Source organism: Acinetobacter soli (genome assembly GCF_018139125.1).
In the GTDB taxonomy this organism is placed as follows: domain Bacteria; phylum Pseudomonadota; class Gammaproteobacteria; order Pseudomonadales; family Moraxellaceae; genus Acinetobacter; species Acinetobacter soli.
Genome location: NZ_CP073241.1, coordinates 2,716,553 through 2,742,574, shown reverse-complemented (window position 1 = coordinate 2,742,574; position 26,022 = coordinate 2,716,553). Strand labels below are relative to the sequence as shown.

At 45.6% G+C, this 26,022-nt stretch carries 26 protein-coding genes; 16 read left to right on the top strand and 10 right to left on the bottom strand.

Annotation, left to right across the window (positions count from 1 at the left end):
* Position 1: 1 nt before the first annotated feature.
* The 4 genes from dsbD to KCV09_RS12635 all read right to left on the bottom strand — a co-directional run bounded on the left by dsbD (position 2) and on the right by KCV09_RS12635 (position 3,699).
* Positions 2–1,825, bottom strand: a complete 1,824-nt coding sequence (dsbD, locus tag KCV09_RS12650) for a protein-disulfide reductase DsbD (protein WP_151815159.1) — start codon at positions 1,823–1,825, stop codon at positions 2–4.
* A 21-nt stretch (positions 1,826–1,846) separates the two neighbouring features.
* On the bottom strand, positions 1,847–2,614 hold the full coding sequence (locus KCV09_RS12645) for a transporter (protein WP_151815160.1): 768 nt from the start codon (positions 2,612–2,614) through the stop codon (positions 1,847–1,849).
* A 16-nt stretch (positions 2,615–2,630) separates the two neighbouring features.
* Positions 2,631–3,173, bottom strand: a complete 543-nt coding sequence (locus KCV09_RS12640) for an ankyrin repeat domain-containing protein (RefSeq protein ID WP_004933840.1) — start codon at positions 3,171–3,173, stop codon at positions 2,631–2,633.
* A gap of 178 nt (positions 3,174–3,351) precedes the next feature.
* The gene (locus KCV09_RS12635) at positions 3,352–3,699 is read right to left on the bottom strand and encodes an HPF/RaiA family ribosome-associated protein (RefSeq protein WP_004933837.1); all 348 of its coding nucleotides are present in this window, start codon (positions 3,697–3,699) and stop codon (positions 3,352–3,354) included.
* A 259-nt stretch (positions 3,700–3,958) separates the two neighbouring features.
* Between KCV09_RS12635 and puuE the strand changes: the two genes are divergently transcribed.
* From puuE to KCV09_RS12615, 4 genes are all read left to right on the top strand, one after another.
* Entirely contained in the window at positions 3,959–4,930 is a 972-nt protein-coding gene (gene puuE, locus KCV09_RS12630; protein ID WP_004933834.1) for an allantoinase PuuE, read from the top strand.
* A 137-nt stretch (positions 4,931–5,067) separates the two neighbouring features.
* Positions 5,068–5,571, top strand: coding sequence for a 2-oxo-4-hydroxy-4-carboxy-5-ureidoimidazoline decarboxylase (gene uraD, locus KCV09_RS12625; RefSeq protein ID WP_171063719.1), 504 nt, complete (start codon positions 5,068–5,070; stop codon positions 5,569–5,571).
* Positions 5,568–5,891, top strand: coding sequence for a hydroxyisourate hydrolase (uraH, locus tag KCV09_RS12620; protein ID WP_025095621.1), 324 nt, complete (start codon positions 5,568–5,570; stop codon positions 5,889–5,891). Before uraD ends, uraH begins: the two co-directional genes overlap by 4 nt.
* 189 nt (positions 5,892–6,080) lie before the next feature.
* Entirely contained in the window at positions 6,081–6,806 is a 726-nt protein-coding gene (locus tag KCV09_RS12615) for an outer membrane protein OmpK (RefSeq protein ID WP_151796637.1), read from the top strand.
* Between the two features lie 61 nt (positions 6,807–6,867).
* Here the strand turns inward: KCV09_RS12615 and hpxO are convergent, their stop codons facing one another.
* A complete protein-coding gene (gene hpxO, locus KCV09_RS12610; protein ID WP_004944763.1) occupies positions 6,868–8,025 on the bottom strand; it encodes an FAD-dependent urate hydroxylase HpxO in 1,158 nt (385 codons plus the stop codon).
* 213 nt (positions 8,026–8,238) lie between these two features.
* On the opposite strand from hpxO, the gene alc reads away from it, so the two are divergent.
* The 4 genes from alc to KCV09_RS12590 all read left to right on the top strand — a co-directional run bounded on the left by alc (position 8,239) and on the right by KCV09_RS12590 (position 11,705).
* Positions 8,239–9,243, top strand: coding sequence for an allantoicase (gene alc, locus KCV09_RS12605; RefSeq protein WP_004933818.1), 1,005 nt, complete (start codon positions 8,239–8,241; stop codon positions 9,241–9,243).
* Between the two features lie 14 nt (positions 9,244–9,257).
* The gene (locus KCV09_RS12600) at positions 9,258–9,773 is read left to right on the top strand and encodes an ureidoglycolate lyase (RefSeq protein WP_004933816.1); all 516 of its coding nucleotides are present in this window, start codon (positions 9,258–9,260) and stop codon (positions 9,771–9,773) included.
* Positions 9,774–9,875: 102 nt separating this feature from the next.
* Positions 9,876–10,646: a hypothetical protein gene (locus KCV09_RS12595; protein ID WP_212515231.1), complete on the top strand. Its 771-nt coding sequence runs from the start codon at positions 9,876–9,878 to the stop codon at positions 10,644–10,646.
* Positions 10,647–10,796: 150 nt separating this feature from the next.
* The gene (locus KCV09_RS12590; RefSeq protein ID WP_004933810.1) at positions 10,797–11,705 is read left to right on the top strand and encodes an AEC family transporter; all 909 of its coding nucleotides are present in this window, start codon (positions 10,797–10,799) and stop codon (positions 11,703–11,705) included.
* Between the two features lie 50 nt (positions 11,706–11,755).
* Here the strand turns inward: KCV09_RS12590 and parE are convergent, their stop codons facing one another.
* Entirely contained in the window at positions 11,756–13,636 is a 1,881-nt protein-coding gene (gene parE / locus KCV09_RS12585; RefSeq protein WP_212515230.1) for a DNA topoisomerase IV subunit B, read from the bottom strand.
* Positions 13,637–13,651: 15 nt separating this feature from the next.
* Positions 13,652–14,236 (bottom strand): YqiA/YcfP family alpha/beta fold hydrolase, encoded by a 585-nt coding sequence (locus tag KCV09_RS12580; RefSeq protein ID WP_151816000.1) that lies wholly within the window; start codon positions 14,234–14,236, stop codon positions 13,652–13,654.
* 216 nt (positions 14,237–14,452) lie between these two features.
* Here KCV09_RS12580 and KCV09_RS12575 point away from each other — a divergent pair, with 216 nt between their 5' ends.
* Complete coding sequence (locus KCV09_RS12575; protein WP_004933805.1) at positions 14,453–15,796, top strand: GPI inositol-deacylase; 1,344 nt, start codon at positions 14,453–14,455, stop codon at positions 15,794–15,796.
* A gap of 59 nt (positions 15,797–15,855) precedes the next feature.
* Here the strand turns inward: KCV09_RS12575 and KCV09_RS12570 are convergent, their stop codons facing one another.
* Both KCV09_RS12570 and gshA read right to left on the bottom strand, forming a co-directional pair.
* Positions 15,856–16,368, bottom strand: coding sequence for a disulfide bond formation protein B (locus KCV09_RS12570; protein WP_004933803.1), 513 nt, complete (start codon positions 16,366–16,368; stop codon positions 15,856–15,858).
* Positions 16,369–16,386: 18 nt separating this feature from the next.
* Complete coding sequence (gene gshA, locus KCV09_RS12565) at positions 16,387–17,964, bottom strand: glutamate--cysteine ligase (RefSeq protein WP_212515229.1); 1,578 nt, start codon at positions 17,962–17,964, stop codon at positions 16,387–16,389.
* 208 nt (positions 17,965–18,172) lie between these two features.
* On the opposite strand from gshA, the gene KCV09_RS12560 reads away from it, so the two are divergent.
* From KCV09_RS12560 to KCV09_RS12540, 5 genes are all read left to right on the top strand, one after another.
* Positions 18,173–18,712: a DUF924 family protein gene (locus KCV09_RS12560; protein WP_212515228.1), complete on the top strand. Its 540-nt coding sequence runs from the start codon at positions 18,173–18,175 to the stop codon at positions 18,710–18,712.
* Between the two features lie 42 nt (positions 18,713–18,754).
* The gene (locus KCV09_RS12555; protein WP_025095631.1) at positions 18,755–19,327 is read left to right on the top strand and encodes a CC0125/CC1285 family lipoprotein; all 573 of its coding nucleotides are present in this window, start codon (positions 18,755–18,757) and stop codon (positions 19,325–19,327) included.
* 22 nt (positions 19,328–19,349) lie between these two features.
* Positions 19,350–20,657 carry a DUF445 domain-containing protein gene (locus KCV09_RS12550; protein ID WP_151819965.1) on the top strand — a complete coding sequence of 436 codons (1,308 nt, stop codon included), beginning with the start codon at positions 19,350–19,352 and terminating at the stop codon, positions 20,655–20,657.
* Positions 20,658–20,690: 33 nt separating this feature from the next.
* Entirely contained in the window at positions 20,691–21,860 is a 1,170-nt protein-coding gene (locus tag KCV09_RS12545; protein ID WP_151815484.1) for a methionine aminotransferase, read from the top strand.
* A gap of 87 nt (positions 21,861–21,947) precedes the next feature.
* Positions 21,948–23,315, top strand: coding sequence for an MATE family efflux transporter (locus KCV09_RS12540; protein ID WP_004933784.1), 1,368 nt, complete (start codon positions 21,948–21,950; stop codon positions 23,313–23,315).
* Between the two features lie 65 nt (positions 23,316–23,380).
* Here the strand turns inward: KCV09_RS12540 and KCV09_RS12535 are convergent, their stop codons facing one another.
* Positions 23,381–24,217, bottom strand: a complete 837-nt coding sequence (locus KCV09_RS12535) for an SDR family NAD(P)-dependent oxidoreductase (RefSeq protein ID WP_004933779.1) — start codon at positions 24,215–24,217, stop codon at positions 23,381–23,383.
* A 192-nt stretch (positions 24,218–24,409) separates the two neighbouring features.
* Between KCV09_RS12535 and KCV09_RS12530 the strand changes: the two genes are divergently transcribed.
* Together KCV09_RS12530 and phoB are read left to right on the top strand one after the other, a co-directional pair.
* Positions 24,410–25,108 (top strand): TetR/AcrR family transcriptional regulator, encoded by a 699-nt coding sequence (locus KCV09_RS12530; protein WP_048765255.1) that lies wholly within the window; start codon positions 24,410–24,412, stop codon positions 25,106–25,108.
* A gap of 196 nt (positions 25,109–25,304) precedes the next feature.
* Positions 25,305–26,015: a phosphate regulon transcriptional regulator PhoB gene (gene phoB, locus KCV09_RS12525; RefSeq protein WP_004933773.1), complete on the top strand. Its 711-nt coding sequence runs from the start codon at positions 25,305–25,307 to the stop codon at positions 26,013–26,015.
* Positions 26,016–26,022 lie beyond the last annotated feature (7 nt).

Below are 26,022 nucleotides of genomic sequence, written 5' to 3'. Positions count from 1 at the left end.
CTTAACGCTGCGCTTCAAAAGCATGAACCTGTTGCAAAAGTTCATTTTTACTAAAGGCACCAGTCAATCTAAGGCCGCGAATTTCTTTATGCTGACGATCTAAAAACACATAAGTGGGTGGCCCTAAAATTTCCCATTGATTCAGTAATTGCTGATGAGAGGCATCATAACGGCTTAAATCCAGCTTGATCAGATAATACGGCTGGAGAGCGGTCTGTACCTCGGCATCTTTTAAAATACGATGCTCGATCGGCTGACACGCCACACACCAGTCGGCATACACATCAATAATCACGGCTTGATTGGCAGGCGCATTTTGCAAAAGCTTCTGAAAGTCTTCAGCCGTATTTGCCACATGCCATGTATTGCTTGAGGCCTGTGTATCGGTGAGCCAACGCTGCGTATGTTGATACTGATCATAGGCGACAAACGGAATCACCAGCAGCAACAGCACCATATATAGCCACTTTAACTGGTCGCGATATTTTACGAGTCGATACACCGCGTAGATGATAAATCCGAGGCCTAACACTAAACTCAACAGCTGAATGATGAAATCTGGCAACAAGGGACGAATAAAGTAGATCGCCAGCGCCAGCATAATAAAGGCAAAGATCACCTTGATCTGGTTCATCCAGTCGCCGGCTTTTGGCAAAATTTTGTTGCCCAAAAAGGTGGCAATTAACAGCGGAATGCCCATACCAAAGCCTAGACAGAACAGCAACAACGCGCCGCGAAGCTGGTCTTGAGTTTGGGCAATAAAGAGTAAGGTACCGGCCAACGGTGCCGTCATGCAAGGCCCCACCAACAGGGCAGAAATAATGCCCATCACGGCTGCCCCCACAAGGGTACCGCCTTGTTGTACCGATTGAATCCGATCTAACTTGTTGGTCAATGCTTGTGGTAATTTCAGCTCAAACAAGCCAAATAAATTTAAGGCAAACACCACAAACAACAGGCTAAAACCAATAATGGTGGCCGGTTGCTGTAACCAGCGCTGAAAATTCAGACCCGCAGAAGATGCAATCAATCCCAGTACTGCATACACAGCCGCCATACTTACCACAAAGGTCAATGCCACAGCCCATGCTTTGAGACCCTTACTTTCGCGCACAATCAAGGAGGTCAAAATTGGCAACATCGGTAGTGAACATGGTGTAAATGCAAGTAAGGCACCCAAGCCTATAAACAACAAAACGGTATAGCCGAGTGAATGCTGTTCAAGTTGCGATGTCCATGCCTGATCTTGTGCCACTGGCGCTGTGCTTGTGGGTTTGGTTGCTGTGGCGGTATCTGCTGCTGTGGCGGTGGTTTCATTTTTTGCAGATGAAAGTCCTGCAAGATCGGTCAGGCGTTTGGGTGCATTCGCAGTTGTACTTTGCGCATTGATCAGACCATCAGCATCGGTTTCAAAATCGAAGGTCTGTGGAGGGTAGCAAATCCGATCTTTGGCACAGCCCTGCCACGTTACTTGATAGTGCTGTGAAGGTTGAGTGCGAATCGAAAAATGCACCTGATCATAATAAACTTTGGTGTGGCCAAAGTTATCATCGAACTGATCAATCGCCTTCGGTAGTTTCAGGCTGAGCGGTTGATTACCTTGGCGTACCTCAAATTTATGTTGATATAAATAATAATTTGGCTGAATATTCCATGACAATTCAGCCTGATCTTGAGAGGTCGATTCAACATTAAACGAAAATGCCTGCTCAGGAGACAGTAATCCTTCAGCAGCCTGCGCATGTTGCACAAGCATGAAGATCAAGACAATCCATGCACCCAAGCTCGCGGCAATACTATTTTGTAGTCGAATCGACATCTGCATAAATATTTTTACACCTTAGATTTAAAACAGGTAAGACACACCAAAACCACCGGTGTAACCGCGATCATTACCATTGAGTTGCACACCAACGCTGGCATCAAACTGGGTACGATCATTGAGTGCATAAATCACACCGGTACCTAGACCATATTCATAATCTTGACTTTCGGCTTTACGATACACAAACTCGGAAAACCCTGACCATTTGCCCCCAAACTTATAGCCCAGTGTCGGTACTGCAGTGACCGCCCAGTTGCTGTTTTGAACTTCGTAAAACATGCTGATCGAAGTTTCAAGTAAGTCGCTGTAGTCGTAGGCAACGGTCGAGCCTAGGCTATAAATATCATCATGTGCAGAAAACTCGTCATTGCCTGTAGCAATCACGGCCTGAGCCAATACTGCCATCGTGAGTCGGTCATCGTTCAGATCAATGGCTTTTTTCAAACCCACACTGATATCGCCCAAACCATGGGTTTCATTTTTAACGCCTGCACGTTTGTACTGCGACCAAAATGGCCCCTGCCAGCCCAATTGCAATTCTAAATCTTGCGTCAAACCGGTTCGTAAAAGCACGTCCCCATTGACGGTGGTCACGCGTTCTTTAGCCCCATCGACATTGGCTTCGGTGTAAGAGACCGATGGAAGTCCCTGCTCCCATGCCAATTTCCCCACTGGCGTTATACCCGTCCCAAAGCCGGTTCCGGGACGATCAAATGAAAATTCAGCCGCAAAACTACTAATGTTGGCCGTTGTACCCAATATAAAAACCAATGTTTGTAATTGTTTCATCGTTTTACCCTGTGTTTTAAGTCAATTCTTTTGACATTTTGGCGCCATGTTGACGCAGTAACTCCAATGTCTGTTTTTCTTCTGTTAATGCTTCAGACCAGTCAATTTCGTCGTAGTCACAATCAAAAAATAAATCACTGATCGATGACAAGATCGTCAGACCTTCTTCATCACGCGTATTCGGATCAACCTTCTCTTCAAGCAGACGCTGTACCACTGGGACACACGCTGAGCTTGCCGCATCCCATAGCGGACCATAGAGCTCCTCTGCATCCCACAAATGCAGATTGGCTTTGGCCTGAATCAGTTCTTCTAAAATATCAAGATGCACTTGAAGCTGTTGCTTCTTTTGCTCTTCAGTGAGTGGTTCACCCGATTCATAGGCTTCGCATACATTTTCCCACCACTGAAACAAGCCGTCACACAGAATCGAAATTGGCGGGCCTTTTTCAAGATCGATGAAATTCGGATCGAGACCTGATGCTAACAGGCGTTTAACCTGTTCAAGGTCTAATTCTTCGATGGCCTGAACAAAGGCTTTTTGTTGGTCTGTTAACATGAGCATCTCACAAAGCTAAAGAGTATAAAAAAAGGTTTGCTGTTATTTTTTCATTTATTAGATACGAATTAAAGCATACTCAGAAAAATACTACTGTTGAATCGTGTAGTCGTCCAATCATACCTGTAAATTGTGATGACATAAAAAAAGCCCTTTCGGGCTTTTTTTGATGACTGACTTATTCTTCGTCAGCAAATTCAACTCGACCACCACGTGTCGGCTCTAGTTTTTCAAAGGTATGTTCAAGATTACGTTTCAGTTTATCAATCGCACCATGAATTGATAGATCGACATTTCTTGCTTTATGGCTCACCGCAATTGGCTTTAAACCTGCCGGACGCGCTTCGATTAAACAGCGAATGTCTTCATCACCACGTTTTTCACCGTTTTCATCGCTCAGATGAACCGAAAAATGGGTAATGCGTTCTGAATGACGTTGAAATTCTTTAGAAAGTTCTGCACGAACATAATCAATTAAACGTTCACTACTTTGGATGTGTTTATCTGTGCGGATTTCAATATTCATAATCCCATCCTCTTTATATCTGTAATTCTATATAACAATCTATGCAAAACTTAATTGGCACGTTTTGAGCATGCTTTAATTTGGTGCTGTTGTATATCAACATTGTGTAATGGCTTGTTATCTCCTTTTATCCATCTGTGAGATGTTGTTTTTGGGTCTTTGAAGATCTTCTCTAACTTCAATATCCGTCTATACTCAAAAATATGCAAGCTGATTTTTTTATTTTTTTCGTCATTTTGATCAAAAAGGATGCATGATTGTGACCGCGTCGTATTTAAGAGGCCAAGACCTCATCGAGCAACTGAACACTACCCCCTACTCTCGCGACTTAATCGGTTATCATGGCCAGCCACCGCATGCCAACTGGCCCAATCAAGCCAAAATTGCCGTACAGTTCGTACTTAACTACGAAGAAGGTGGTGAAAACCATATTGAGCATGGCGATGCCGGTTCAGAGCAGTTTTTATCGGACATTATTGGTGCAGCAAGCTTCCCGTCCAAACATATGTCGATGGATTCGATGTACGAATATGGTGCACGTGCAGGCTTTTGGCGGATTCATCAGGAATTTCAAAAACGTGGCCTACCCATGACCATTTTTGGTGTGGGTATGGCTTTGGCGCGTCATCCGCATATTGTAGACGCGATTAAAAACAGTCCTTACGATGTGGTTTCTCATGGGCAGCGCTGGATTCATTATCAAGATATGGATCTTGAGACTGAGCGCATGTATATGGATCAGGCACTCTCTGTATTAGAAGCGCTCTTTGGCGAAACACCCATCGGTTGGTATACCGGACGCGATAGCCCCAATACGCGTCAGCTCTTGGCGGAGTTCCCACAGATTCAATACGATTGTGACTATTATGGCGATGATCTGCCGTTTTGGACCACGCTGACCCAACCCGATGGCAGCACCCGACCGCACTTAATTATCCCTTACACGCTTGAATCGAACGACATGAAATTCTGCTCACCGGGTGGCTTTAACAGTGGCGAGCAGTTTTTTCAATATCTCAAAGATGCCTTTGATGTGCTCTATGCTGAAGGTGAAACTGCACCAAAAATGCTCTCTATCGGCATGCATTGCCGCATTTTAGGTCGCCCTGGACGCTTCAAGGCACTACAACGCTTTTTAGATTATGTGCAGTCACATGATCGAGTGTGGATCTGTCGCCGTAACGATATCGCCAAACACTGGTATACGCAGCATCCTTATCAGGCACCTTAAAGCGCCTGAAAACATATCTAAATAGACATCATCATTAAATAGATATCTCCATTATTCCGCTTTGGAGATATCTATTCCCAGTGGCATTGTAATTGCTCCATAATCAGGAAGTACCTTTTTGCATATGGATGAAAACAGTGCGTTTTTCTGAATTTAATGCTGCGCCGATCGACGATGCAAAGACCGTGTTGCATGCATGTGTACATATTCCATCATGGACTCAGACACTAAGCCAACAGCGTCCCTATTCATCTCGTGATGAGCTACTGAGCACCGCGGCAAATCAAGCCGAACGCTGGACTTGGCAAGATATTGAAGCAGCGCTGGCGACGCATCCGCGTATCGGTGAAAAGAAAGCCAAGCAAGCGTTGACTGAGCGCGAAGCTGCATTTTCCGATGCAGAGCAATCGGGGGTAAAGCAAGATGAAACCACGCAACGCGCACTTTTTGAAGGCAATATGGCCTATGAAGAAAAGTTTGGTTTTATTTTCTTGATCAAGGCCGCAGGTTTGAGCAGTGACCAAATGCTCAGTGCGTTGAACCAGCGTTTGTCGCATGATATCGACACCGAAAAACAAATCGTGCATGAACAGCTTGCAGCGATTGCCCTTTTAAGACTTTCTCAAGGAATTGAGCCATGATCAGCACGCATATTTTAGATACGCATCTGGGTAAACCCGCGCAAAATGTAGATGTCCGTCTCTACGACGCCACCACACGCACGCTGCTGGGCCAAGGTCGCACCGACCAAGATGGCCGTTTAAAAGCATTTGGTTTAACGCAAATAAGCGCTGGCGCCTATTTACTCGAATATGATGTAGCCCCTTATTTTGCACAGAAACAGCTCAAGACTTTTTTCCCCAATGTATTGATTCAGTTCAATATTGAAAACCCGGAAGAGCATTATCATGTGCCACTTTTAATTAGTCCTTTTGCTTACTCGACCTATCGTGGCAGCTAATACAACGCCTTTTTGCGATACGCTCGTTTATCAGTGCCATCATCGCGAGGAACACCTTTAAAACCAGATCATTGCAAAGCCAAGGGACTGGCTTTGTATAAACTGCCGAGTTTTAGTGAAAGTTTAAATTCTGCTTTTATTTTAGCCCCGGCGCGCTATTATTGACGCGCTTTTATGGGGATAAAAATTATGAAGCTGACGCAACTGGCCTGTGCCGCATTGATGATGACTGGCAGCGCCGCACTATATGCGAAACCGATCTGGCAAGATTTTAGTGTGACAGGACTTTACGGGGAAAATTACGAAGTGGTGGATAAAAAGGAAACCACCATTACGCTTGAATATGCAGCCAAAGTGAAATATGCCGATGTGTTCTTTTTTATGGATCGCATGCGTGGCAGCGACGATTATAAAAGTACCTACTTCGAGCTATCACCTCGTTTTAGCTTAGGTGAAATTACTGGGCATTCCTTTGCCTATGGGCCAATCAAAGATGTGTTGGTGTCGACCACATGGGAAAGCAACAGTGCCAATGGCAATAACTTTGACAACTTCCTTTACGGCTTCGCGGTCGACCTAAACGTACCGTATTTTCAGTATTTTGCACTGAACTTTTACCGTGCCAACAACGAAAAAACCGACGATGACTACCAGATGACAGCGGTCTATGCGCTGCCATTTAAAGTTGCGCAGGAAGAGTTCTTGGTAGACGGATTCATGGACTGGTCAACCGCTGAAGGCGATCATGCCAGCGAATTAAACTGGACCACGCAGTACAAATGGAACGTGGGCAAACATATTTCACCAGACACACGTTTGTATTTAGGTATTGAGCATTCCATCTGGAATAACAAATTTGGCTTAAAAGGTTTCGACGAGCATAACGTCAGTGCCTTGGTCAAATACCACTTTTAAAATATTAACATCGGGATACGCCATGTATCCCGATGCCAACTCATCTAGACCTCTAAAGGCTTTAATCCAGCGGATTTCCGACAATATTGCCAATAATGCCATTCATAATGTGCAACCCTTTTTCCTGACGCAATTCTGCATACCATGCATGGGTCACAGCTTCATCTTTCATATGCGTCACATCACAGCGTTTACGGGCCCGAAGTACCATTTCATTGGCGCGTTGGTTGCGCTTCTCCTGATAACGTTTCAGCGCGTCTTCTATACTTAAAGTATTGATTTGCAGTGAACGTGCCAGATAAATCGCATCTTCCATCGCCTGACAGCCACCTTGCCCGATATCCGGCGTGGTGCTGTGCGCAGCATCGCCTACTAAAACCACGCGACCTTTGTAGAACTGTGCAAACGGCTCGATATCACAAATTTCGACCCGATTGGTTTTTTGCGGATCTAAGCGCTCAATCAGGGTTTGCACTTGCGGACACCAGCCTGAGAAATATCCTTTTAATTGCTCTTTATAAGTAGATCTGTCATTTTCCAGACCCGCAGCTAATGGCACATCTAAAAAGAAATAAAAGCGACCATTGGCCACAGGCATGAGTGAAGCACGTTTACCTTCGCCCACATAGGTGGTCCAATGATGTGGGCCAGCCAAATCTTCAGAAATCTCGACCAGACCGTTCCAGTTGACATAACCGGCATAACGGCGCTCGACCTGCTCACCCAAAACGTAAGCACGGGTAATTGAATGCGTTCCATCAGCGCCCACCAGTATATCGGCATGCGTGCTGCTACCATCGGCAAAGTGGATTTCGACCCCTTGTTCAACTTCTTTCAAGGACATCATGCGCTTACCCAAATGAATATCATCGTGTCCAAATTCATCCATCAGCATGGCTTGCAGTTCGGCACGAGAAACCGGATAAGGGCGCTGACCCACCTCTTCAATTAAAGGCTGCAAACTGAATTCGGTCATCACTTCGCCGCTCAGGCCATCCACATAAGCCAGATGATCCATCTGCCCGCCGAGTCGCGCAATTTTATCGGCCAAACCGAGATAATTCAGGCATTTGACGCCATTGGACCAGAGGGAAATGGCAGCACCAACCGGAAGAATTTGCTCCGCTTGCTCATAAATGCGGACTTGGTGACCAAACTTTTTTAAGGCAATACCTGTCGTTAAGCCGCCCATACCTGCACCAATAATGACCACATTCATGTGTTACTCCTTATTTTTACGACACTTTTATCTTATATTGTCTTAAGCCAAATCCATGCCACGTGTAGGGAAATGCACCAGATTATTAGAATTGGCATATACCCTGCATAACAAAGCACGATGATGATGCATTTTTGTGTCATTCTGAGTTAAAAAGACACATCAACTTACGTCAAGTTGATCTTGATTAATTACTTATAACGGAAATATACAATGGCCACGCTTCTTGCACCAGCATTTGAACTCCCATCAGCACTACATTCGCTAACCAATCTGGCAGATACCAGAATTGGCGCTCAAATTGTTGAATGTTCAGATGATTTTTTTGCTGAGGCAAAGCGGATGCTGCAATTTGAAGCACCAATCTTTGTCGAAGACAAGTTTGACGACAACGGAAAATGGATGGATGGATGGGAAACCCGTCGTAAACGTCATGCTGGTTATGATTGGTGCATTGTGAAACTTGGTGTTGCAGGCACGATTCAGGCTGTCGATATTGACACCACTTTTTTTACTGGCAATTACCCGGCATCTGCCTCATTAGAGGGCTGCTATGCACCAAATGGAGACACTGCACACGCAAAGTGGCAACCACTTTTGGGCAATTCGATTTTAGGGCCAAGCCAGCATCATGTTTTTGATGTGAATCAAGACGGTATTTTCACGCATATTCGACTAAATATTTTCCCAGATGGTGGTGTAGCACGTTTACGTGTCTATGGTGAGGTCCAGATTCAGACCACAGATACAGACCAAACCTTAGATTTACTGGCGTTACAAAATGGTGGCCGCGTCATTGCCTATAGCGACGCACATTTTGGTCATCCGCGTAATTTGATTAATCCGGGCCGTGGTGTAAACATGGGTGATGGCTGGGAAACCAAACGTCGCCGTGCACCAGGATTTGACTGGTGCGTACTGGCACTGGGCAAAGCAGGAAAAATCGACAAAATTGAGATCGATACGGCACACTTTAAAGGGAATTACCCTGCGCAAGTATCAATCCAAGCCATTTATATTGAAAATGCAACCGACCCACAGTTAATTCCGCAAAGCATGTTCTGGCCATTCCTTCTAGAAGCGCAAGATATGCAGATGGATCATATCCATGCGTATATCAATGAAATTTTGGCACACGAAAAAATTTCTCATATTCGCGTGAATATGATTCCAGATGGTGGCATTAGCCGTATTCGTCTATGGGGCAAACTGGTCTAAACCGAGAATTCATTATGCCGCAACGAAACATTCAGATTCAGCCACTCACTGTTGAAAACTTTCAGGCCTTTGGCGAGGTGATCAGCTGTACAGGGCATGCCTTTTTTCACATTAACGATGCGCATACCGAGCGCTATCATGCCATTGTTGAAACGGAAATTCAGGGTGATGCCAAAGCTGGTATTAGTATTTTTCGAAATATTAAAGCCACTGCTGTGCCATTTCAGATCGAGATGCTTGAGCGACATCCTGCGGGTTCGCAAGCATTTATTCCGATGCAGGGTCAGAAGTTTCTGATTGTGGTCGCCTTGGCCTCAAAGACGCATCCCGATCAACCAGATCTTGATCAGATTCATGCGTTTGTGTCTGATGGCAGTCAGGGGGTGAATTATCGTGCTGGCACATGGCATCATCCATTACTGACACTTGAAGCACCCAGCGACTTTGCCGTGATTGATCGGATTGGTACAGGCCACAATTGTGATGTGTATCGATTTGAGCAACCTGTTTGCATCCAAGAAATGATATAAAGTTTCGCTACGCATTGGCCCCGATTCGTCGGGGCTTTTGATTTTATATTGCGCTAAACTTCGCTAACATAGCGTGTATGACATGAAAACAGAACAAGACCAATGACGACATTTTTTAAATTGAGTGTATTACTTTTAGGCACTGCAATCGCACAAATTAGTGCTGCCGAAATTTCATATGAACAAGAACTTAAGCAAGGCTGCGCCAAGATTAAACCCTATGCACAGCTAGGGAAAAAATATTACGATCAGCGTGACTATGCCAAAGCGATCGATCAGTTTGAATTACAGGCGTCATGGACACATTTTTGTATTTTAAATCAGGAAGAAAGTGGCTCTAAATTGACTGCACGCGATATGGATCTGGCCAACAATAATGTGGGGCTCAGTTATGCCAAAAATGGACAGCCGCTCTGGGCGCGTGCATGGTTCTTGCGCGATGGCACGACAGATACCAGTCGTTTTAATTTAAAACAGTTGCCTCCACCTGCGATTTCTAGCAGCCTTGACGGCACCTATGTACGACCAAATGGTTTCGGGCAATGGAATTACGTTTTTGTCAGCAAAAAAGCCAAAAGCTATCAAATCGATTTCCAAGGTTATTATTTTGGTTTACGCGGTCTGATTTATGGCCCCAATATGGGTAACTTCACGATTCAAATGCCGCTGAGTCAAAAACAGGCACAGTACCGTTATCAAGACTGTAAAATCGATTTAGCATTTAATGCAGATACCAAAATTGGTCAGTTTATTACCATCAAACAAAGTGAAAGTGACTCCGCATGTGGCTTTGGTCACAACGTATTTGCCGATGGCATCTATCAAAAAGTTGAGTCGGACTTAAATCAAAAAACCAGCAAAGGCTCGCCATAACTTCAAAATACGGAAATACCCATACACAATGATGCGTTAATGCGAAAATAGACAGACTTGTATAAATATTTACTTAACCCTATAATTTTTAAAATTTTATTACGATTAAAAAAATCCTTAATAAAAATTAGGGTCTGTCGAGTTTAAGTTATGGTCATTGAAGTTTTTTTACGTGCATTTTTACTGCTTTTTATTTCCGGAATTGGTTGGGGCGTTGGTAAAAGGTTTAAGTTAGATTCTAAAGATATTGCGGCACTCTTAGTCTATGTAATTTCGCCATTTGTTATTTTTTACGCCATTACTGAGTCACCAGCCAACTGGCGCTATTTAAAATATTCTGCTGGTGCTTTCTTATTGGCTTCTTTTATGGCCATGCTGGGGCTGATATTCGCGCGACTCTTCTGGAAAGACAGTCGTGTCCATTTATTTGGTTTTGCCGCAGGAACAGGAAATACGGGTTATTTTGCCTTGCCTCTGGTTTTGGCAATTTTTGATCCAACACAAATCGCGATTGCCATATTTATTATTATTGGCATCAATTTATATGAATTTACAGTTGGCTATTTTATTACGGCAAAAGGCAACAGTACGTATCGAGAAAGTTTGATCAAAGTCATCAAAATGCCAATTATTTATGCGGCGATATTGGGTATATTATTTAAATATCTCGATCTGAATCTTAATCCGATCGTGTCATCATTTTTAAGTAATTTTAAAGGCGCTTATAGTGTTTTAGGAATGATGACGATTGGAATCACCATCGCGAAATTCACCAAGATCGAATTTGACTGGCTCTATTCAATTTTATCAATTTTCTGGAAACATATCGTGTATCCGGTGGTGGGTTTTGTCATTTTCTATCTCATTTTTCCGACTGATATTTTAGTGCTACAAGTGATTGCCTTAATGGTGGCAACACCTATGGCCGCCAATGTGGTGGTGATTTCAAATAATTTAGGTTTACATCCAGAAAAAGCTGCCACTTCGGTGATGCTCAGCACCGTACTTTCCGTCGTGACTGTTCCGCTCGCGCTGTACTTCGTCACTCAGTATTTGTAGACTTAAATTGTTCTATAAAAAAACCCTGTTTTCAAACAGGGTTTTTTCTATTAAACAGCAATATCAGCCAAGTTGCCTTTTTGTTCTAACCAGTGCTTACGGTCGGCTGAGCGCTTCTTGGCCAGTAACTTGTCGAGTAAACCCGCGGTCATATGTGCATCATCCAGATCCAGCTGAACCAGTCTGCGCGTATCTGGGTCCATGGTGGTTTCACGCAGCTGAGCGGCGTTCATTTCACCCAAGCCCTTAAATCGGGTAATTTGCGGATTTTTGGTTTTTAACTTGCTCAGGATTGAATCAAGTTCTTCATCGTCCAAGGCATAAAATACATCCTTTCCGGCATCGATTCGAAACAAAGGCGGCATGGCCACATACAAATGCCCTTCTTCGACCAAAGCTGGAAAATGCTTCACAAACAAAGCACACAGCAAAGTGGCAATATGCAAACCATCCGAGTCTGCATCGGCCAGAATACAAACCTTACCGTAGCGCAGTTCTGATAAATCATCACTGCCCGGATCGACACCAATGGCAATCGCAATATCGTGCACTTCCTGTGAGGCCAGTACCTCATCTGACGACACTTCCCACGTATTTAAAATTTTGCCGCGAATCGGCATGATGGCCTGAAAGTTTTTATCTCGCGCCTGCTTGGCACTGCCCCCAGCTGAGTCACCTTCGACAATAAACAGCTCAGATTCTTCTCGGGTTTGGCCCACACAGTCGGCCAGTTTGCCGGGCAATGCCGGCCCTGAGACTATTTTTTTACGCTCAACTTTTTTTGCGGCTTTTAAACGGCGCCCTGCTTTGGAAATGGCCATTTCCGCCAGTTGCATGGCAATTTCGGCATGCTGATTCAGCCACAGCGCAAAGGCATCTTTGGCAATATTGAGTACAATTCCCGAGGCTTCACGGCTCGATAAACGCTCTTTGGTTTGGCCAGAAAATTGCGGCTCTTGAAACTTAAGCGACAAAATAAAATTCACGCCATCCCAAACATCTTCGGCCGAGAGTTTAAGATTACGTGGCAACAAGTTACGTAGCTCACAAAACTCACGCAAGGCTTCTGTCACGCCAGAGCGTAAACCATTGACATGCGTACCGCCTTGCGCCGTTGGAATGAGGTTGACATAACTTTCCTGAATCTGCTCGCCACCATCAACATTCCAGCAAATGGCAAATTCACAGCTGGCACGCTCTGCCTGTCCGCTACTTAAAAAAGCTGGTGCGGGTAAAATCTCACGATCTTCGAGTTCGTCCATGAGATAATCGACCAAACCATTTTCGAATTGCCATTCGATGGTTTCGTTATTGATTTGATCCTCATAAATAATTTGTAAGCCGGCTGCCAAAACAGCTTTGGCCTTTAAATTGTGCTTGAGTGCTTTCAGTGCAAATTTAGGTGAATCAAAATATTTGGCTTCTGGCCAGAATCGAACCGTGGTTCCGGAGGCACGTTTCGGTGCTTTACCCGTCTGTACCGCTAAAGGGCCAGTCGGTTCACCGTGTTCAAATACCATTTTATACAGGTTGCCCTGACGCTGAACATCGACCTCTACCCGGCTCGACAAGGCATTGACCACAGAAATGCCCACACCGTGTAATCCACCAGAAAACTGATAATTATCCGTGCTAAATTTCCCCCCAGCGTGCAGCTTGGTCAAAATAATCTCGATACCGCTTTGGCCATATTCCGGATGGATATCCACCGGCATACCTCGGCCGTTATCTTCGACCGATAACGAGCCATCTTGATACACGGTGACGCGGATTTTGTTGGCGTGCCCGGCCAATGCTTCATCGACAGCATTGTCAATCACTTCCTGCGCCAGATGGTTTGGTCGTGTTGTATCGGTATACATACCGGGACGACGACGAACCGGATCTAAACCTGACAAAACTTCAAGTGACTGAGCCGTATATTGTGACACGTTGGGGGACTTCCTTTATTTTAGCGAATAGGACAAAAATGCCAGAATAAATGGCAGTTTTTTTTCAAAATCTTCCATGGCATGGTTACCATGTGCATCCGTGAAAATCAAGGATACAGGCGATGACTGAGTATAATAGCGCTGTGCTTCGCGATAATCCAAAACTTCGTCGCCCTGTTGTAACAGCACGAGTATTTTGTCGGCAACCTCGAGTTGAGCGACCGCGATCTGTTCAAGTTCAATCAGTTGCTGATGATCAAGCGTCCAGCCAGCTGCCACGGTATACGGCAAGGCTTCATCTGCAAACAGCTCGCGAAACAGTTGCCATGGTCGCATGGCCGGATTAATGAGCACAGCAGGCAGATGATATTTTGCGACAAGTTGAGTCGCATAAAAGCCGCCCAGACTACTGCCGACCAGCGCGACATCAGGAAGTGATTCAACCAATTGATCAAGTTTTTGCATGACCTGAAGCGGCGGCAGATTTAGATCGGGTAAATGTACAGATACCTCTGGATCGTTCTCGGCAAATTGCTTGAGCTGCTGCCCCTTGATGGACTGCGGGCTGCTTCTAAAGCCATGTAAGTAGATCAGATTCATCACGGCGAACCACGTATAATGAGTAAAAACGGTAAGGCTATATAGGTTTTTTGTTGCAATACGCGATTGTCAGACAAAAAACATCTCTCTACGCGCCATTCATCAGTATGTTGAAACATTGCACTGTATAGCGCTTAAGATGACATATAAACTGTTTTATAGCCTGAAGCATATGAAAAATAAAGTATCGGGCCTTGTGAGTCGGGGAAAATAATCATGACCAGTCTAACTCCACTTCATGAGACATATTGCAAATGGGACCGTACACCGCCCAGTCAAGCGGATGTGCTTGAAGGCCTTGCGCAACTGGTGAGCACCAGCTTGTGGGGGGTGCATGATATTGTGCAAATCATTCATCATGAAATTTTAAAAAATACGCTGGGGATGAGCGAACAACAATCCAGCCGGTTTTTGCGTATTCCGCAAGTTCAGAATATCTACACCTTTTCATACAGCATGCTGCAGCGTTATGGCCGTATGTTTATTGCACCCAGCTTGCGTCGTATTATCGAAAAGTTTCCAATTTTGCATGACAAACCGCTGACCCCGATGCTGCATTTTTTGGTGGGTGCATTAAACGGTGTGCTCGGCGATTATTTACTCAAATATCAAAATCCGTTGGCACTTCCGATGGTGCTTTATGATCATTACGGCGCCTTACAACAAGGTGATCTGGCTGGCCGTGTGGTAATTTTTGTGCATGGCCTGTGCATGAATCATACCGATTGGTCAAACCGTAATTTTGGCGGCATTGGAGAGCGGCTGCTGGCCCAGCGCGACAACAATTTTATGTTGTATCTCAATTACAATACGGGTCGGCGTATTTCTGCCAATGGCCGTAGCCTGTCAAATACACTTGAAGATCTGATTAACCGAAATCCGGGCATTACCAGTATTGATTTAATCGGTCATAGTATGGGTGGACTGGTGTCGCGCAGTGCGCTGTTTTATGGCAAGCAAAATATGTATCGCTGGATACAGATGGTCGATAATCTGGTCTGTATTGGCTCGCCTCACCACGGCGCGGTACTTGAGCGTTTTGGTTTTTCATTGCAAGATCGACTCGGGCGCTTTCCCTTTGTGAAGTTAATTGGCCATCTGGTCAATATTCGCAGCAACGGGATTTTAGACTTGCGTCATGGCAGTGTCCGAGATGATGACTGGGAACATTTAGAAGCCCGAATTGGGCTCATGGATGACAATCGTAAACCGGCTCCACTGCCGTCTCATATCAATACCTTTTTAATTGCGGGCACAGTCGAGTTTAAAAACGTTAAAAACAAGGCCCTGTCGATTATTGGAGATTATCTGGTCAGTGTAAAAAGTGCTTTGGGCGAACATCCCAATCCACGCTTTCATTTAAAAGTTCCCGATGCCCACAAAGCGGTTTTTAATGGACTGAACCATTTTGAAATTCAGTACCATTCGAGTGTTGCAGAGCAGATCACACGCTGGTTTTATCCTGAGCATCAAGATTATGTCACCACAGGTGTCCAAACGCATATGATCAATGTTCCTCAGCATTCAACGCCATCACTTCATGGCATTGCGGAAACCTAAAATCAACTCGAAAAAAATCCCGAATGATGCAACATCATTCGGGATTGTGTATTGCATTTTTATTTTTTCTTGGCGTAGATCGGGTAATGGCGTAAAAGCTGCCACACGCAGATCGCCAAGATGAGCACAAAATACGCCAAAGACCATACCGGTAAGGACTGACCCAGAAAGGTCCAGTCAATTGCAGCACACTCACCAGAGCCTTGTAACACTTGCTGCATGACGGTTTTAAGTGGCAATGCATCGAGCAAATAGTTCAGGCCCGGCCCACAGCTAGGCACCTGATCGGGTGGCAACGTCTGTAACCAGACATGACGCGATGCCACACCCACCGACCACAAAATCCCCACTGATGCCAAGAAGGCATAAAAGCGTTTCACTGCATTCGAAACTGGATTATGCAAAAATGCGATCAGTGCAATGATGCCCATCGCCATCAGTCCGACACGCTGAAAAATACACAGCGGGCAAGGCTCAAGTCCTTTTACATGCTCCAAGTAGAGCGCAAAAGACATGCCGACAATACTGGCCAGAACCAATACACCACTTACGAAGCGATAACTCCACTGCATGCGCATTCCTCAAAATTGTTATCGAAATTGAGCAAGATAATCCTCAAAGCTGAGCGAGGATTCTTGTTCGAGTTGATACTGTTGTTGACGTGACTGTTGAGCAAGCTGCTCGAAATAGGCTTGTTTTTCAGCACTTAACGAATATTGATCATAGATATTTGCATGTTGCTCGGCCAAAACACTGCCAAAGCTCCATGTTCCACCGTGGGTCAAGGTGTCTTTTATCACGTGTGCCGACAAAGACTGATTCACGTCATCAATGCGCTGCTGCATAACGCGCAAAGCATCACTGTACAACGATGTCTGGTAGCTTTCATCGAGTAACTCGGCACAGGCTTGCATTTCATTCACATGCTGACGCGCCCAGTCACGTACAGCGTAAACTCCGTCAGAGGTCTCAATTTGAGCCGTTTTCGCGCGACCCCGATTGACCACTTCAGTTTGGTTACGCTCAATCATATCTTGCTCATCACTCTCAAGTGGCGGGCTGTCCAGAAGCAAGCAATACAAAGCGAGTACCTCTAAAAAGCCTGCTGTGTTTTCATCAATTCCGATCGGACTATACGGATTGACATCAACAGCACGCAACTCTACATAGCCAACCCCACGGTTGCGTAACGCATCCGATGGCGTTTCACCGCCTTGCGGCACCTGCTTTGGGCGCACCAGACTGTAATATTCGTTTTCGATTTGCAGCACATGATCATTAATCTGGATCGGCTTACCTTGATCATCATTTAAGCCCAGCGCGCTAAAGGCCTCATACGGCGTTTTTACCGCATTTTGCAAACCTTCCAAATATCCATTTAGATTGTTGTAATGAATGCCGAGTTTCTTCTGGGCCGAGTTTTGATAACCCAGACGGCCCATTCTCAATGCGGTTGCATCGGGTAAATATAATGTTCCGCGAACCAGTGGCAGTAAATGATGCTCGCGTCCAGTCAGAAAACAGCGGCATACGGACGGGCTGGCCCCAACCAAAAAAATTACCAGTGGCGTCAGGCGGATAAAATTACGAATCAGGGCAAAATAGCGATGGCTTCGATAATCTTGCAAGTTCATCTGCTGAAGCGTGTGGTCGGTTTCATGTGCCTGCAAGGCTTCAAACAACGTGTCTGGAAATGACAGATTGTAATGCACACCCGAAATGGTTTGCATACGACGGCCGTAGCGTACACCTAGCCCGCGTCGATACAGCGTTTTAAAGCGACCAATATTGGATGTGCCATAATTGGCCAGCGGAATTTGTTCTTCTTCATCATCGAGCATACATGGCATTGAAAGTGGCCATAACTTCTCACCTTCATCGAGGTGCCCATGCACCACCGCATGAATGTCTTTAAGTTCGCTTAAAACTTCTTCAATACTGGCTTTGGGCGGTGTAATAAACTCCATCAAGGCTTCAGAGTAATCGGTGGTGATGCGTGAATGCGTCAGTGCCGAGCCCAGACCGTGCGGATGGGGTTGCTGTGATAAAAAGCCGTTGCCTTGCATGCGCAAGCTCTCGCGCTCGATGCCCCGCAACATGCCGTTTAATAATGACGAATCCACCCAAGTTTGCACTACAGATTGAGAGGTCGAATTGGGTTGACTCATGGACAATGCTCGCTAATGATAGAACTACTACACAAAATCATAATGTTATTAGTATAACGTGAATTATGTTGGGCATAGCAGCGGCAAAACTAATTTCGAAAAAATTGAATATTTTCATTTCGGCACTTTTTTATCACAAACTTAGTATTTAAGACATGCAAGATTTGTGATTTTATTGAAGAATATCTGCTAACGAGCTGTAATTTCGATGAATTATCAAGACGTATTGGATTTCTGGTTTGCCCCCGAACACACCGATTTTTGGTATGCCAAAGACCTGGCATTTGATCAGCTGATTCGAACACGTTTTGAGGCAATACATCGGCAGGCCTGTGCCGTCGAGCTTTGGTCATGGCGACACACACCAGAAGGCCGTCTGGCCGAAATCATTGTGCTGGATCAGTTTTCACGCAATCTTTATCGTGACAACGCCAGTGCATTTTCTCAAGATCCACTCGCGCTGGGCCTTGCACAAGAGGCGATCGCGCTCAAACTCGATGCACAGTTAAGCCCAGAGCAGCGCTCATTTTTATATATGCCGTTTATGCACAGTGAATCCAAAGTCATTCATGAGTTTGCGCTCAAACTGTTTCAGCGCTTGGGCAATGAAACCAACCTAAGCTTTGAAAAAAAGCATAAGCAGATTATTGATCGATTTGGCCGCTATCCGCACCGCAACGCCATTTTGGGGCGCACCTCCAGTGCGGAGGAGCTTGAATTTCTTACCCAGCCCGGCAGTCATTTCTGATGCGTCTGGGCTAATTTTGCCTCGTCCTTATTGGAGGTTGTTATGAAATATCTTCCTGTTTCGATATTGCTTGCCACGAGTCTGGCTTTTACCGGCTGTGCCAGCTTACCGCATAAACCCAGAACCTTCGATCAACTGGGGCAATTTTCCAGTTATCCGCTAAATAGCCAAAGTTTTCGCATTGGCTTTAAAGCGGATTCCTCCGTAAGTTATGGCGCCGCAGAAGAAATCACCTTGGTCAAGGCTGCGCAAACAACACTCAAAAATGGCTTCCGTTTTTTTAAGGTGCTGAATGATCCAAGCAATATGGCCCAGAAACCACCGCGTCAGGCTGTGGTGTATTCATCGCCAAGTATGTATTACCCTTACGGTTATTACCGACGCCATCCTGCCTTTTGGCCGGATCCGTTCTTTGATACCCCACAAGTGGTCAATCTCGATCCTGTTGAAGTGTCTTATACTATTGCATGTTTTAAAGATCAGAAAACAGCGCCGTCAGATGCTTTTGATGCCACTTTGATTCTTCGCTCACTGGGTGCCAAGTATGGTTTGGGCCCAAATGGCGAAGTGCTTATGCCTCAGCCTGCTGCTGCGCCGAATATGCCCAAAAACTGACCCCAAGGACTAAGCAAAGCCTATGCAGCCAGCGTCTACAACCCACTCTCCCAACCTCCATCGTAGCAAACGTCTGGCGACGATCGCGCTGATCAGTGCGGTCGTGATGTGGATTTTGCTGATGATTGCAGCAAAATTCTTCCCTGAATATGCATGGGTAATCCATATTTTTATGCTGGGTGCCGAAGCGGGCGTGGTGGGTGGGCTCGCAGACTGGTATGCCATCACAGTTCTGTTTCGTAATCCTTTTGGAAAAATTCCAATTCCCAAGTTTTTACTTGATCACACCGAAATTATTCCGCGCAATAAAGCCCGAATTGCCGAGTCGATGGGACGCTTTGTACAGGAAAACTTTCTGTCGCCGCAGGTGGTCGAGCAAAGCCTGAACAAGACCGACCTGAGCCTGGCAGTCGGTCAATGGCTTGAAAATCCTAAAAATAATACCCAAGTGGTGCAGTTGATCCAGCAGACCGTGCCGAAATTATTTGAATTTGTAGGGCAGCAGCAAATCGCGCAGTTTATTCAGAGTAACAGCGTAGAGTGGGTAAAAAGTACTAAAATCAATGCACTGGCCAGCGAAATGCTGCGTGCGGTGCTTGAAAATGACTTTCATCAAGATGTTTTACAGCGTGGTCTAGATCTTGCACATGAATGGATTGTGACGCACCCAGAACAAGCCCGTGAACTGACCCGTACCTTGTTTAAAGAGCTGGGGGTATGGAAACTGGCCAAAGGAGCCAGCTGGATTGGAATTGATGTACAACAACGTACCATCGATTCACTGATCGAAAAAGTGGAATCGATGCTGGCCGATCCTGAACATCCGTGGCGCCAAGGCATTGAAGAATATACCCAAACCCTGATGCTGCAACTTTCGGATGGTCAAAGTGATGCCAGCCAGCGCCTCAATGCAGGCAAAGATGCCTTGCTGGACAGTCCACAGGTCTTAAACTTTATCAGCGGTGCCGTGGTGATTTTATGCGATGCCGTGAAGCACGATTTACTTAAAGCCGACTCTGGCATTGCACACAACTTGCAGGAGGCCATTCAGCAGGTGGGGCATAATCTGGTTCAAAACGCGGCCGTGCGTCAGGTACTTAATGAGAAAATGACTGGCTTGGCCATCGTGTTTAGTGATCAGTACAGCGATAAAATTATTCGCTACATTAGTGAACGCATTCACGAATGGGATTCCAGCGAAATGATCGGAAAGATTGAAAATGAAGTGGGTGGCGATTTACACATGATCCGGGTCAATGGCGTGGTCGTGGGTGCCTTTATTGGACTGACGCTCGGGATTATCCGTGCATTGTTCGATTATATGCTATAACCGATTGATCATTATTGCGTGGACATTCAACCAATGCAGCCCCTTCAGTTTAAGCTGGCCAATCAGGGTGTGACCATTTTTAGCACCATGACTGCTCTGGCACAGCGCCTTAAAGCCATTAATCTGTCTCAGGGATTTCCTGACTTTGCCGCACCCGATGCACTAATTGAAGCCCTGTGTGATGCGACACGCAGTGGTTATAATCAATATGCACCGGGCGATGGCTGGCTGCCCCTAAGGGAACAGGTTGCAGCATTGTTTCTGAGCCGCGATCAGCTCCTGATTGATCCTGTGCATGAAGTAACCATCACGCCGGGAGCCACCATTGGGATTTTTGCAGCGATTCAAGCGGTGGTGCAGGCTGGCGATGAAGTGATTGTATTTGATCCCAGCTATGACAGTTACGCACCGGCAGTGCGGGCCGCGGGTGGAATTCCGGTCCATATTGCGCTTAAGGCACCCAATTTTGCGGTGGACTGGAGCGAGGTGAAGGCCGCAATCCGCCCACATACCCGCATGATTATTGTCAATACCCCGCATAATCCCACCGGAACACTATGGTCATTAGACGACTGGCAGCAGCTGATTGAGCTGGTCGAACAGCATGACTTACTGGTGTTGTCCGATGAAGTCTATGAGCATCTGGTCTTCGATCAGCAGCGTCATTATAGCGCGTTGCATTTTCCAGCGCTCAGGGCACGTAGTTTTGTGGTGGGTTCATTTGGTAAAACCTTTCATGTGACTGGCTGGAAAACCGGCTACTGCGTGGCCAGTCCAGTGCTCATGCAGGGCTTTCGGCAAATTTATCAATATGCCAATTTTTGTGGCAATACCCCAGCACAAGTTGCATTGGCTGAGTACATGCGCCAGCACCCCACCCATATTCCAGCGCTTCCTGATTTTTATCAGGCCAAACGCGATCTGTTTAATCAAGGGCTCAGCGCAAGCCATTTTCAGTTTACGCCCACACCGGGAACATATTTCCAATGCGTCGATTACAGCGCCATTCGACCCGATTTAACCGATGTCGAGATGTGCTATTTCTTGGCTGAACAGTATGGTGTGGTGGCTATTCCCTTAAGTGTTTTTTATCAATCACCCGATCCGAAGATGCGTTTAATCCGCTTCTGCTTTGCAAAAACAGAACAGACACTCACACAAGCGACACAGCGTCTTGCAGAGTGCTCGCCTTGGCTATCATAAAATAGAAAATATATTCACTATACCCTACCCCGCACGTGCTATTTTGAAATCAAAGATCAATAAAATCGCACGTGCCAAGGAGAGCCAATGTCCCCAAAACGCTCGTTGATTACAGAGCAGAAGTTATGGAAAACATTTTTAATTTTTTTGCTTCCTTTAATTGCAACCAATACCTTACAAAGTCTATCGGGAACCATTAATACCGTCTTTGTCGGACAAATGATGGGTGTCAATGCCGTTGCGGCAGTGGCCGTCTTTTTTCCAATTCTGTTTTGTATGATGGCGTTTATTATTGGGCTATCGGCAGGCTCTACAGTCTTAATTGGTCAGGCTTGGGGCGCACAAAATATTGAAAAAGTCCGAACCGTAGTCGGCTCTACGTTGTTTATGACCCTCATCATAGGTTGTGTGATTGCAGGACTCGGCGTGTTCTTTAGCCGTGAAATTCTGACCCTTCTGGGCACCGATGCCAAAGTGATGCATTTGTCGTTGCCCTATGTGCAATGGATGCTGGCGGGTAGTCCACTGTTGTTTGTCTATATTATTTATACCTCGATCTTGCGTGGTGTAGGCGACAGCATCACGCCATTGATTGCGCTCGGCATGACCAGCTTGATTGGGCTGGTGATCACACCTGTGTTAATCGGCGGTTATTTTGGTTTTCCCAAAATGGGCATTGTCTCACCCGCCATTGCAACTATTTTCGGTTATGTATTGGTTTTAGGGTTTCTGGCGATTTACCTGAATAAAAAGAATCATCCGCTGAAGCCCGACTGGGCACTGCTGCGTCATATTCGGCATAACCGCGAAGTCAGTCCACTGATTTTACGTTTGGGTATTCCAACCGGTATTCAGATGATCACCACCTCGGTGGCTGGACTGGTCATTGTCGGGCTGGTCAATCGCTTCGGTGCCAATGCAACTGCGGCCTATGGTGCAGTGAATCAAGTGTTAAATTATATTCAGTTTCCGGCACTCTCTATCTCGATTGCGGCTTCTATTTTTGGGGCACAAGCAATTGGTATGGGGAAATCGGATCTATTGTCCCGAGTCACGCGTACGGCTTTAGGAATGAACATCGCCATTACTGGTAGTCTGGTGGTTTTAGCGTATTTATTTTCAAAGTATTTAATGGCACTGTTTATCACTGATCCAAGTGTGGTCGAGTTGGGTCAAGAATTGCTGTTTATTGTACTCTGGTCGATTTTATTTTTTGGCGCCGGTTCAATTTTTGCCTCGATCATGCGTGCCAGCGGGACAGTGAATGTGCCGATGATCATTAATATTGTGGCCATCTTATTGATTGAAGTCCCTTGTGCTTATTGGTTCAGTTCAATGTGGGGCTTAAAAGGTATCTGGATTGCTTATGCGCTGGCTTTTGTATGCTTGAGTTTTTTACAGGCGGCTTATTATCAGTTTGTCTGGAAGAAAAAGGCCGTTCGCGCACTGATTTAATTAGGGCGATAAAAAAAGGACCGATACTGTATCGGTCCTTTTTTTCAGCGCATGGCATGAAATACTTAGAATTTTTTACTCATTGACGTCGCCAGTGCAGTCACTTTCTGGTATCCCGTTGGGAACAGACGCTGCATTAGATCCAGTGTCTTGGCATCGTTACCAATCAGTACACGGCGCTTGTCTTTACGCACCGCATCTAAGATTTGGCGAGCCGCCTCTTCAGGTGGGCAACGCAACAGCTTATTAAACGATTTGATCGATTTTTCCGGATGCATTCCCAGTGTTTTCAAGCTGTCATTCATTTTGGCAGCGTTGGCAATATTGGTTCGAATTCCTCCCGGATGAACACATAATGCGCTTACGCCACAATTTTCAATATCCAGTTCTTGACGCAACGATTCGGTAAAGCCACGTACTGCAAATTTTGATGCATTATAAGCCGATTGGGTGGGCTGCGCCGTCAAACCAAAAAGACTGGAAATATTGATAATATGCCCCTCTTTGCTTTGTTTAATCAGCGGCAAAAACTCTTTGGTGCCATAAATCACGCCCCAAAAGTTAATGTTCATTATCCATTCCAGATCTTCATAGCTTTCGCCTTCAACTGTTGAGCCAAGCGCGACACCGGCATTGTTGAAGATCATATTGACCGAGCCGTGGTTTTGCACGGTTTCTTGTGCCCACTGCTTAACAGCGTGGCGGTCGGCCACATCGACTTTTTTGGTGGTCACGCGAATTTGATAGGGTTTAAGTAGCGCAACTGTGGCCTCTAAGCCTGCTTCGTTTACATCACTCAACGACAAGTGACAGCCTTCTTTTGCAAGCAATAGCGCCAATTGCTGACCAATCCCTGAACCTGCACCGGTAATCGCTGCCACTTTATTTTTAAAATTTTTCATGTTCGCTTCCTTCAAGTTTGAGCGATTGACCCATTTTGCCACGTCGCACTCAACATCACTATATTTTTGACAATCCACATTGTCAATATAGTCCAAGTACCAGCAAATACCAACACCAGCCGATGACTGATTCGGTCATTTGTAAAAAAACTTGCTACACTAACAACAGACTTTCGGAGAACCCTTGCAGCGATGACCGCAGCCAAACTTGATCGACACAGTGCGTCGTCTTCCAAAAAAAAATCGCAGGAGCGCCAGTTTAAGGGGCTGTCCCTGACTGAGCGGAAAACGGCAAGACGAGAAAAACTTATCGAAGCTGGAATTGAAGCCTATGGCACTTCAGGCTTTTTTTCTGTAACCGTCAAAGACATTTGTAATCAAGCCAAGCTCACAGAGCGTTACTTTTACGAATCTTTTAAAAAGAGCGAAGACCTGTTTCAGACGATCTTTTTAAAACAGATCGAAACGCTGCAAAATAATGTGATGCAAGCCGTCATGAAACACAACGCCACGCCGGAAAACATGATCGATGCGGGCTTAACTGCTCTCTTACGCACCCTTAAAGACGATCCACGCTTGGCGCGTATTATTTATATCGATGCCATGCTGGTACAGGAATTACATAATCAGGCCACCATTCAAGAAACCATGATGCGTTTTGATCGCATGATTCAGGCACTGGTGATGCTGAGCATGCCCAATCTACGTTATAGCGAGCAAGAGCTTTCACTGGTTTCTTCAGGTCTGAACGGTTATGTCACACAGGTGGCGATTCGCTGGGTGATGGGTGGCTTCAAACAATCTCTAGATGATGTGCTGTTTGCCTGCCGGATTGTGTTTGTGTCGCTGCTGGAAAAGCTGTCACACGATCCGGCTCAATCTAAAGCTTGACCACAGCCTAGATCGATGAAATCTCAATGACGACGCCCGTATTAAACGATCGGATTGTGGTTTTATTTGTCACAATTCATTGCAAAAATCCACTTCAGTGCAATTTTTGCAATGATACTGTCATAATTAATCTTTGTAATAAGCCTGTCATAAATAAAAGCGGTTTACCGTTTGAACCCTTATAGGATATTGCGCTGTGAAAGATGACTATATTTTAATCGTCGATGATGAATTACCCATCCGCGAAATGATCCATACCTCTTTGGATATGGCAGGCTTTCAATGTTTGCAGGCAGAAGATGCGAAACAGGCACATCAGATGATTGTCGATCAGCGCCCAGTTCTGGTATTACTCGACTGGATGTTACCCGGCGGGATCAGTGGGGTCGATCTGTGTCGCCGTCTCAAACGTGACGAAAATCTGGCTGAAATTCCAGTGATTATGCTCACTGCACGTGGCGAAGAAGACCATAAGGTACAAGGCCTAGATGCAGGTGCAGACGACTACATGACCAAACCGTTTTCCACACGTGAATTGGTCTCTCGCATTAAAGCCGTGTTGCGTCGTGCCAATGCACTCAGCGGTGAAAAAGTAATTGATGCCAACGGCTTGATTTTAGATCCAGTCAGTCAGCGTGTCAGTTTTGGCAGCAATATCTTAGACATGGGGCCAACCGAGTATCGTCTTTTGGCCTTTTTTATGACCCATCCTGAACGCGCCTATACCCGCGCACAGTTGCTCGATCAGGTCTGGGGTGGCAATGTTTATATTGAAGACCGAACTATTGATGTACATATCCGACGCCTGCGTAAGGTACTCGAACCTTTTGGTGTCGATCGTTTTGTACAGACCGTGCGTGGCACGGGATATCGCTTCTCGACCCGCGCAGATTTGGCAGCAGGCTAAGACTTGA

What these genes read in the sequence shown, in the direction of transcription:
- KCV09_RS12540 (WP_004933784.1), top strand. Translation starts at nt 21,948, where the DNA reads ATGTCCCCAAAACGCTCGTTGATTACAGAGCAGAAGTTATGGAAAACA.
- alc (WP_004933818.1), top strand. Translation starts at nt 8,239, where the DNA reads ATGGCCACGCTTCTTGCACCAGCATTTGAACTCCCATCAGCACTACAT.
- dsbD (WP_151815159.1), bottom strand. Translation starts at nt 1,825, where the DNA reads ATGCAGATGTCGATTCGACTACAAAATAGTATTGCCGCGAGCTTGGGT.
- KCV09_RS12550 (WP_151819965.1), top strand. Translation starts at nt 19,350, where the DNA reads ATGCAGCCAGCGTCTACAACCCACTCTCCCAACCTCCATCGTAGCAAA.
- KCV09_RS12570 (WP_004933803.1), bottom strand. Translation starts at nt 16,368, where the DNA reads ATGCAGTGGAGTTATCGCTTCGTAAGTGGTGTATTGGTTCTGGCCAGT.
- KCV09_RS12555 (WP_025095631.1), top strand. Translation starts at nt 18,755, where the DNA reads ATGAAATATCTTCCTGTTTCGATATTGCTTGCCACGAGTCTGGCTTTT.
- KCV09_RS12580 (WP_151816000.1), bottom strand. Translation starts at nt 14,236, where the DNA reads ATGAATCTGATCTACTTACATGGCTTTAGAAGCAGCCCGCAGTCCATC.
- KCV09_RS12560 (WP_212515228.1), top strand. Translation starts at nt 18,173, where the DNA reads ATGAATTATCAAGACGTATTGGATTTCTGGTTTGCCCCCGAACACACC.
- hpxO (WP_004944763.1), bottom strand. Translation starts at nt 8,025, where the DNA reads ATGAATGTGGTCATTATTGGTGCAGGTATGGGCGGCTTAACGACAGGT.
- KCV09_RS12575 (WP_004933805.1), top strand. Translation starts at nt 14,453, where the DNA reads ATGACCAGTCTAACTCCACTTCATGAGACATATTGCAAATGGGACCGT.
- KCV09_RS12545 (WP_151815484.1), top strand. Translation starts at nt 20,691, where the DNA reads ATGCAGCCCCTTCAGTTTAAGCTGGCCAATCAGGGTGTGACCATTTTT.
- KCV09_RS12595 (WP_212515231.1), top strand. Translation starts at nt 9,876, where the DNA reads ATGACGACATTTTTTAAATTGAGTGTATTACTTTTAGGCACTGCAATC.
- KCV09_RS12640 (WP_004933840.1), bottom strand. Translation starts at nt 3,173, where the DNA reads ATGTTAACAGACCAACAAAAAGCCTTTGTTCAGGCCATCGAAGAATTA.
- KCV09_RS12535 (WP_004933779.1), bottom strand. Translation starts at nt 24,217, where the DNA reads ATGAAAAATTTTAAAAATAAAGTGGCAGCGATTACCGGTGCAGGTTCA.
- KCV09_RS12645 (WP_151815160.1), bottom strand. Translation starts at nt 2,614, where the DNA reads ATGAAACAATTACAAACATTGGTTTTTATATTGGGTACAACGGCCAAC.
- KCV09_RS12590 (WP_004933810.1), top strand. Translation starts at nt 10,797, where the DNA reads ATGGTCATTGAAGTTTTTTTACGTGCATTTTTACTGCTTTTTATTTCC.
- KCV09_RS12530 (WP_048765255.1), top strand. Translation starts at nt 24,410, where the DNA reads ATGACCGCAGCCAAACTTGATCGACACAGTGCGTCGTCTTCCAAAAAA.
- uraH (WP_025095621.1), top strand. Translation starts at nt 5,568, where the DNA reads ATGATCAGCACGCATATTTTAGATACGCATCTGGGTAAACCCGCGCAA.
- KCV09_RS12615 (WP_151796637.1), top strand. Translation starts at nt 6,081, where the DNA reads ATGAAGCTGACGCAACTGGCCTGTGCCGCATTGATGATGACTGGCAGC.
- KCV09_RS12600 (WP_004933816.1), top strand. Translation starts at nt 9,258, where the DNA reads ATGCCGCAACGAAACATTCAGATTCAGCCACTCACTGTTGAAAACTTT.
- KCV09_RS12635 (WP_004933837.1), bottom strand. Translation starts at nt 3,699, where the DNA reads ATGAATATTGAAATCCGCACAGATAAACACATCCAAAGTAGTGAACGT.
- gshA (WP_212515229.1), bottom strand. Translation starts at nt 17,964, where the DNA reads ATGAGTCAACCCAATTCGACCTCTCAATCTGTAGTGCAAACTTGGGTG.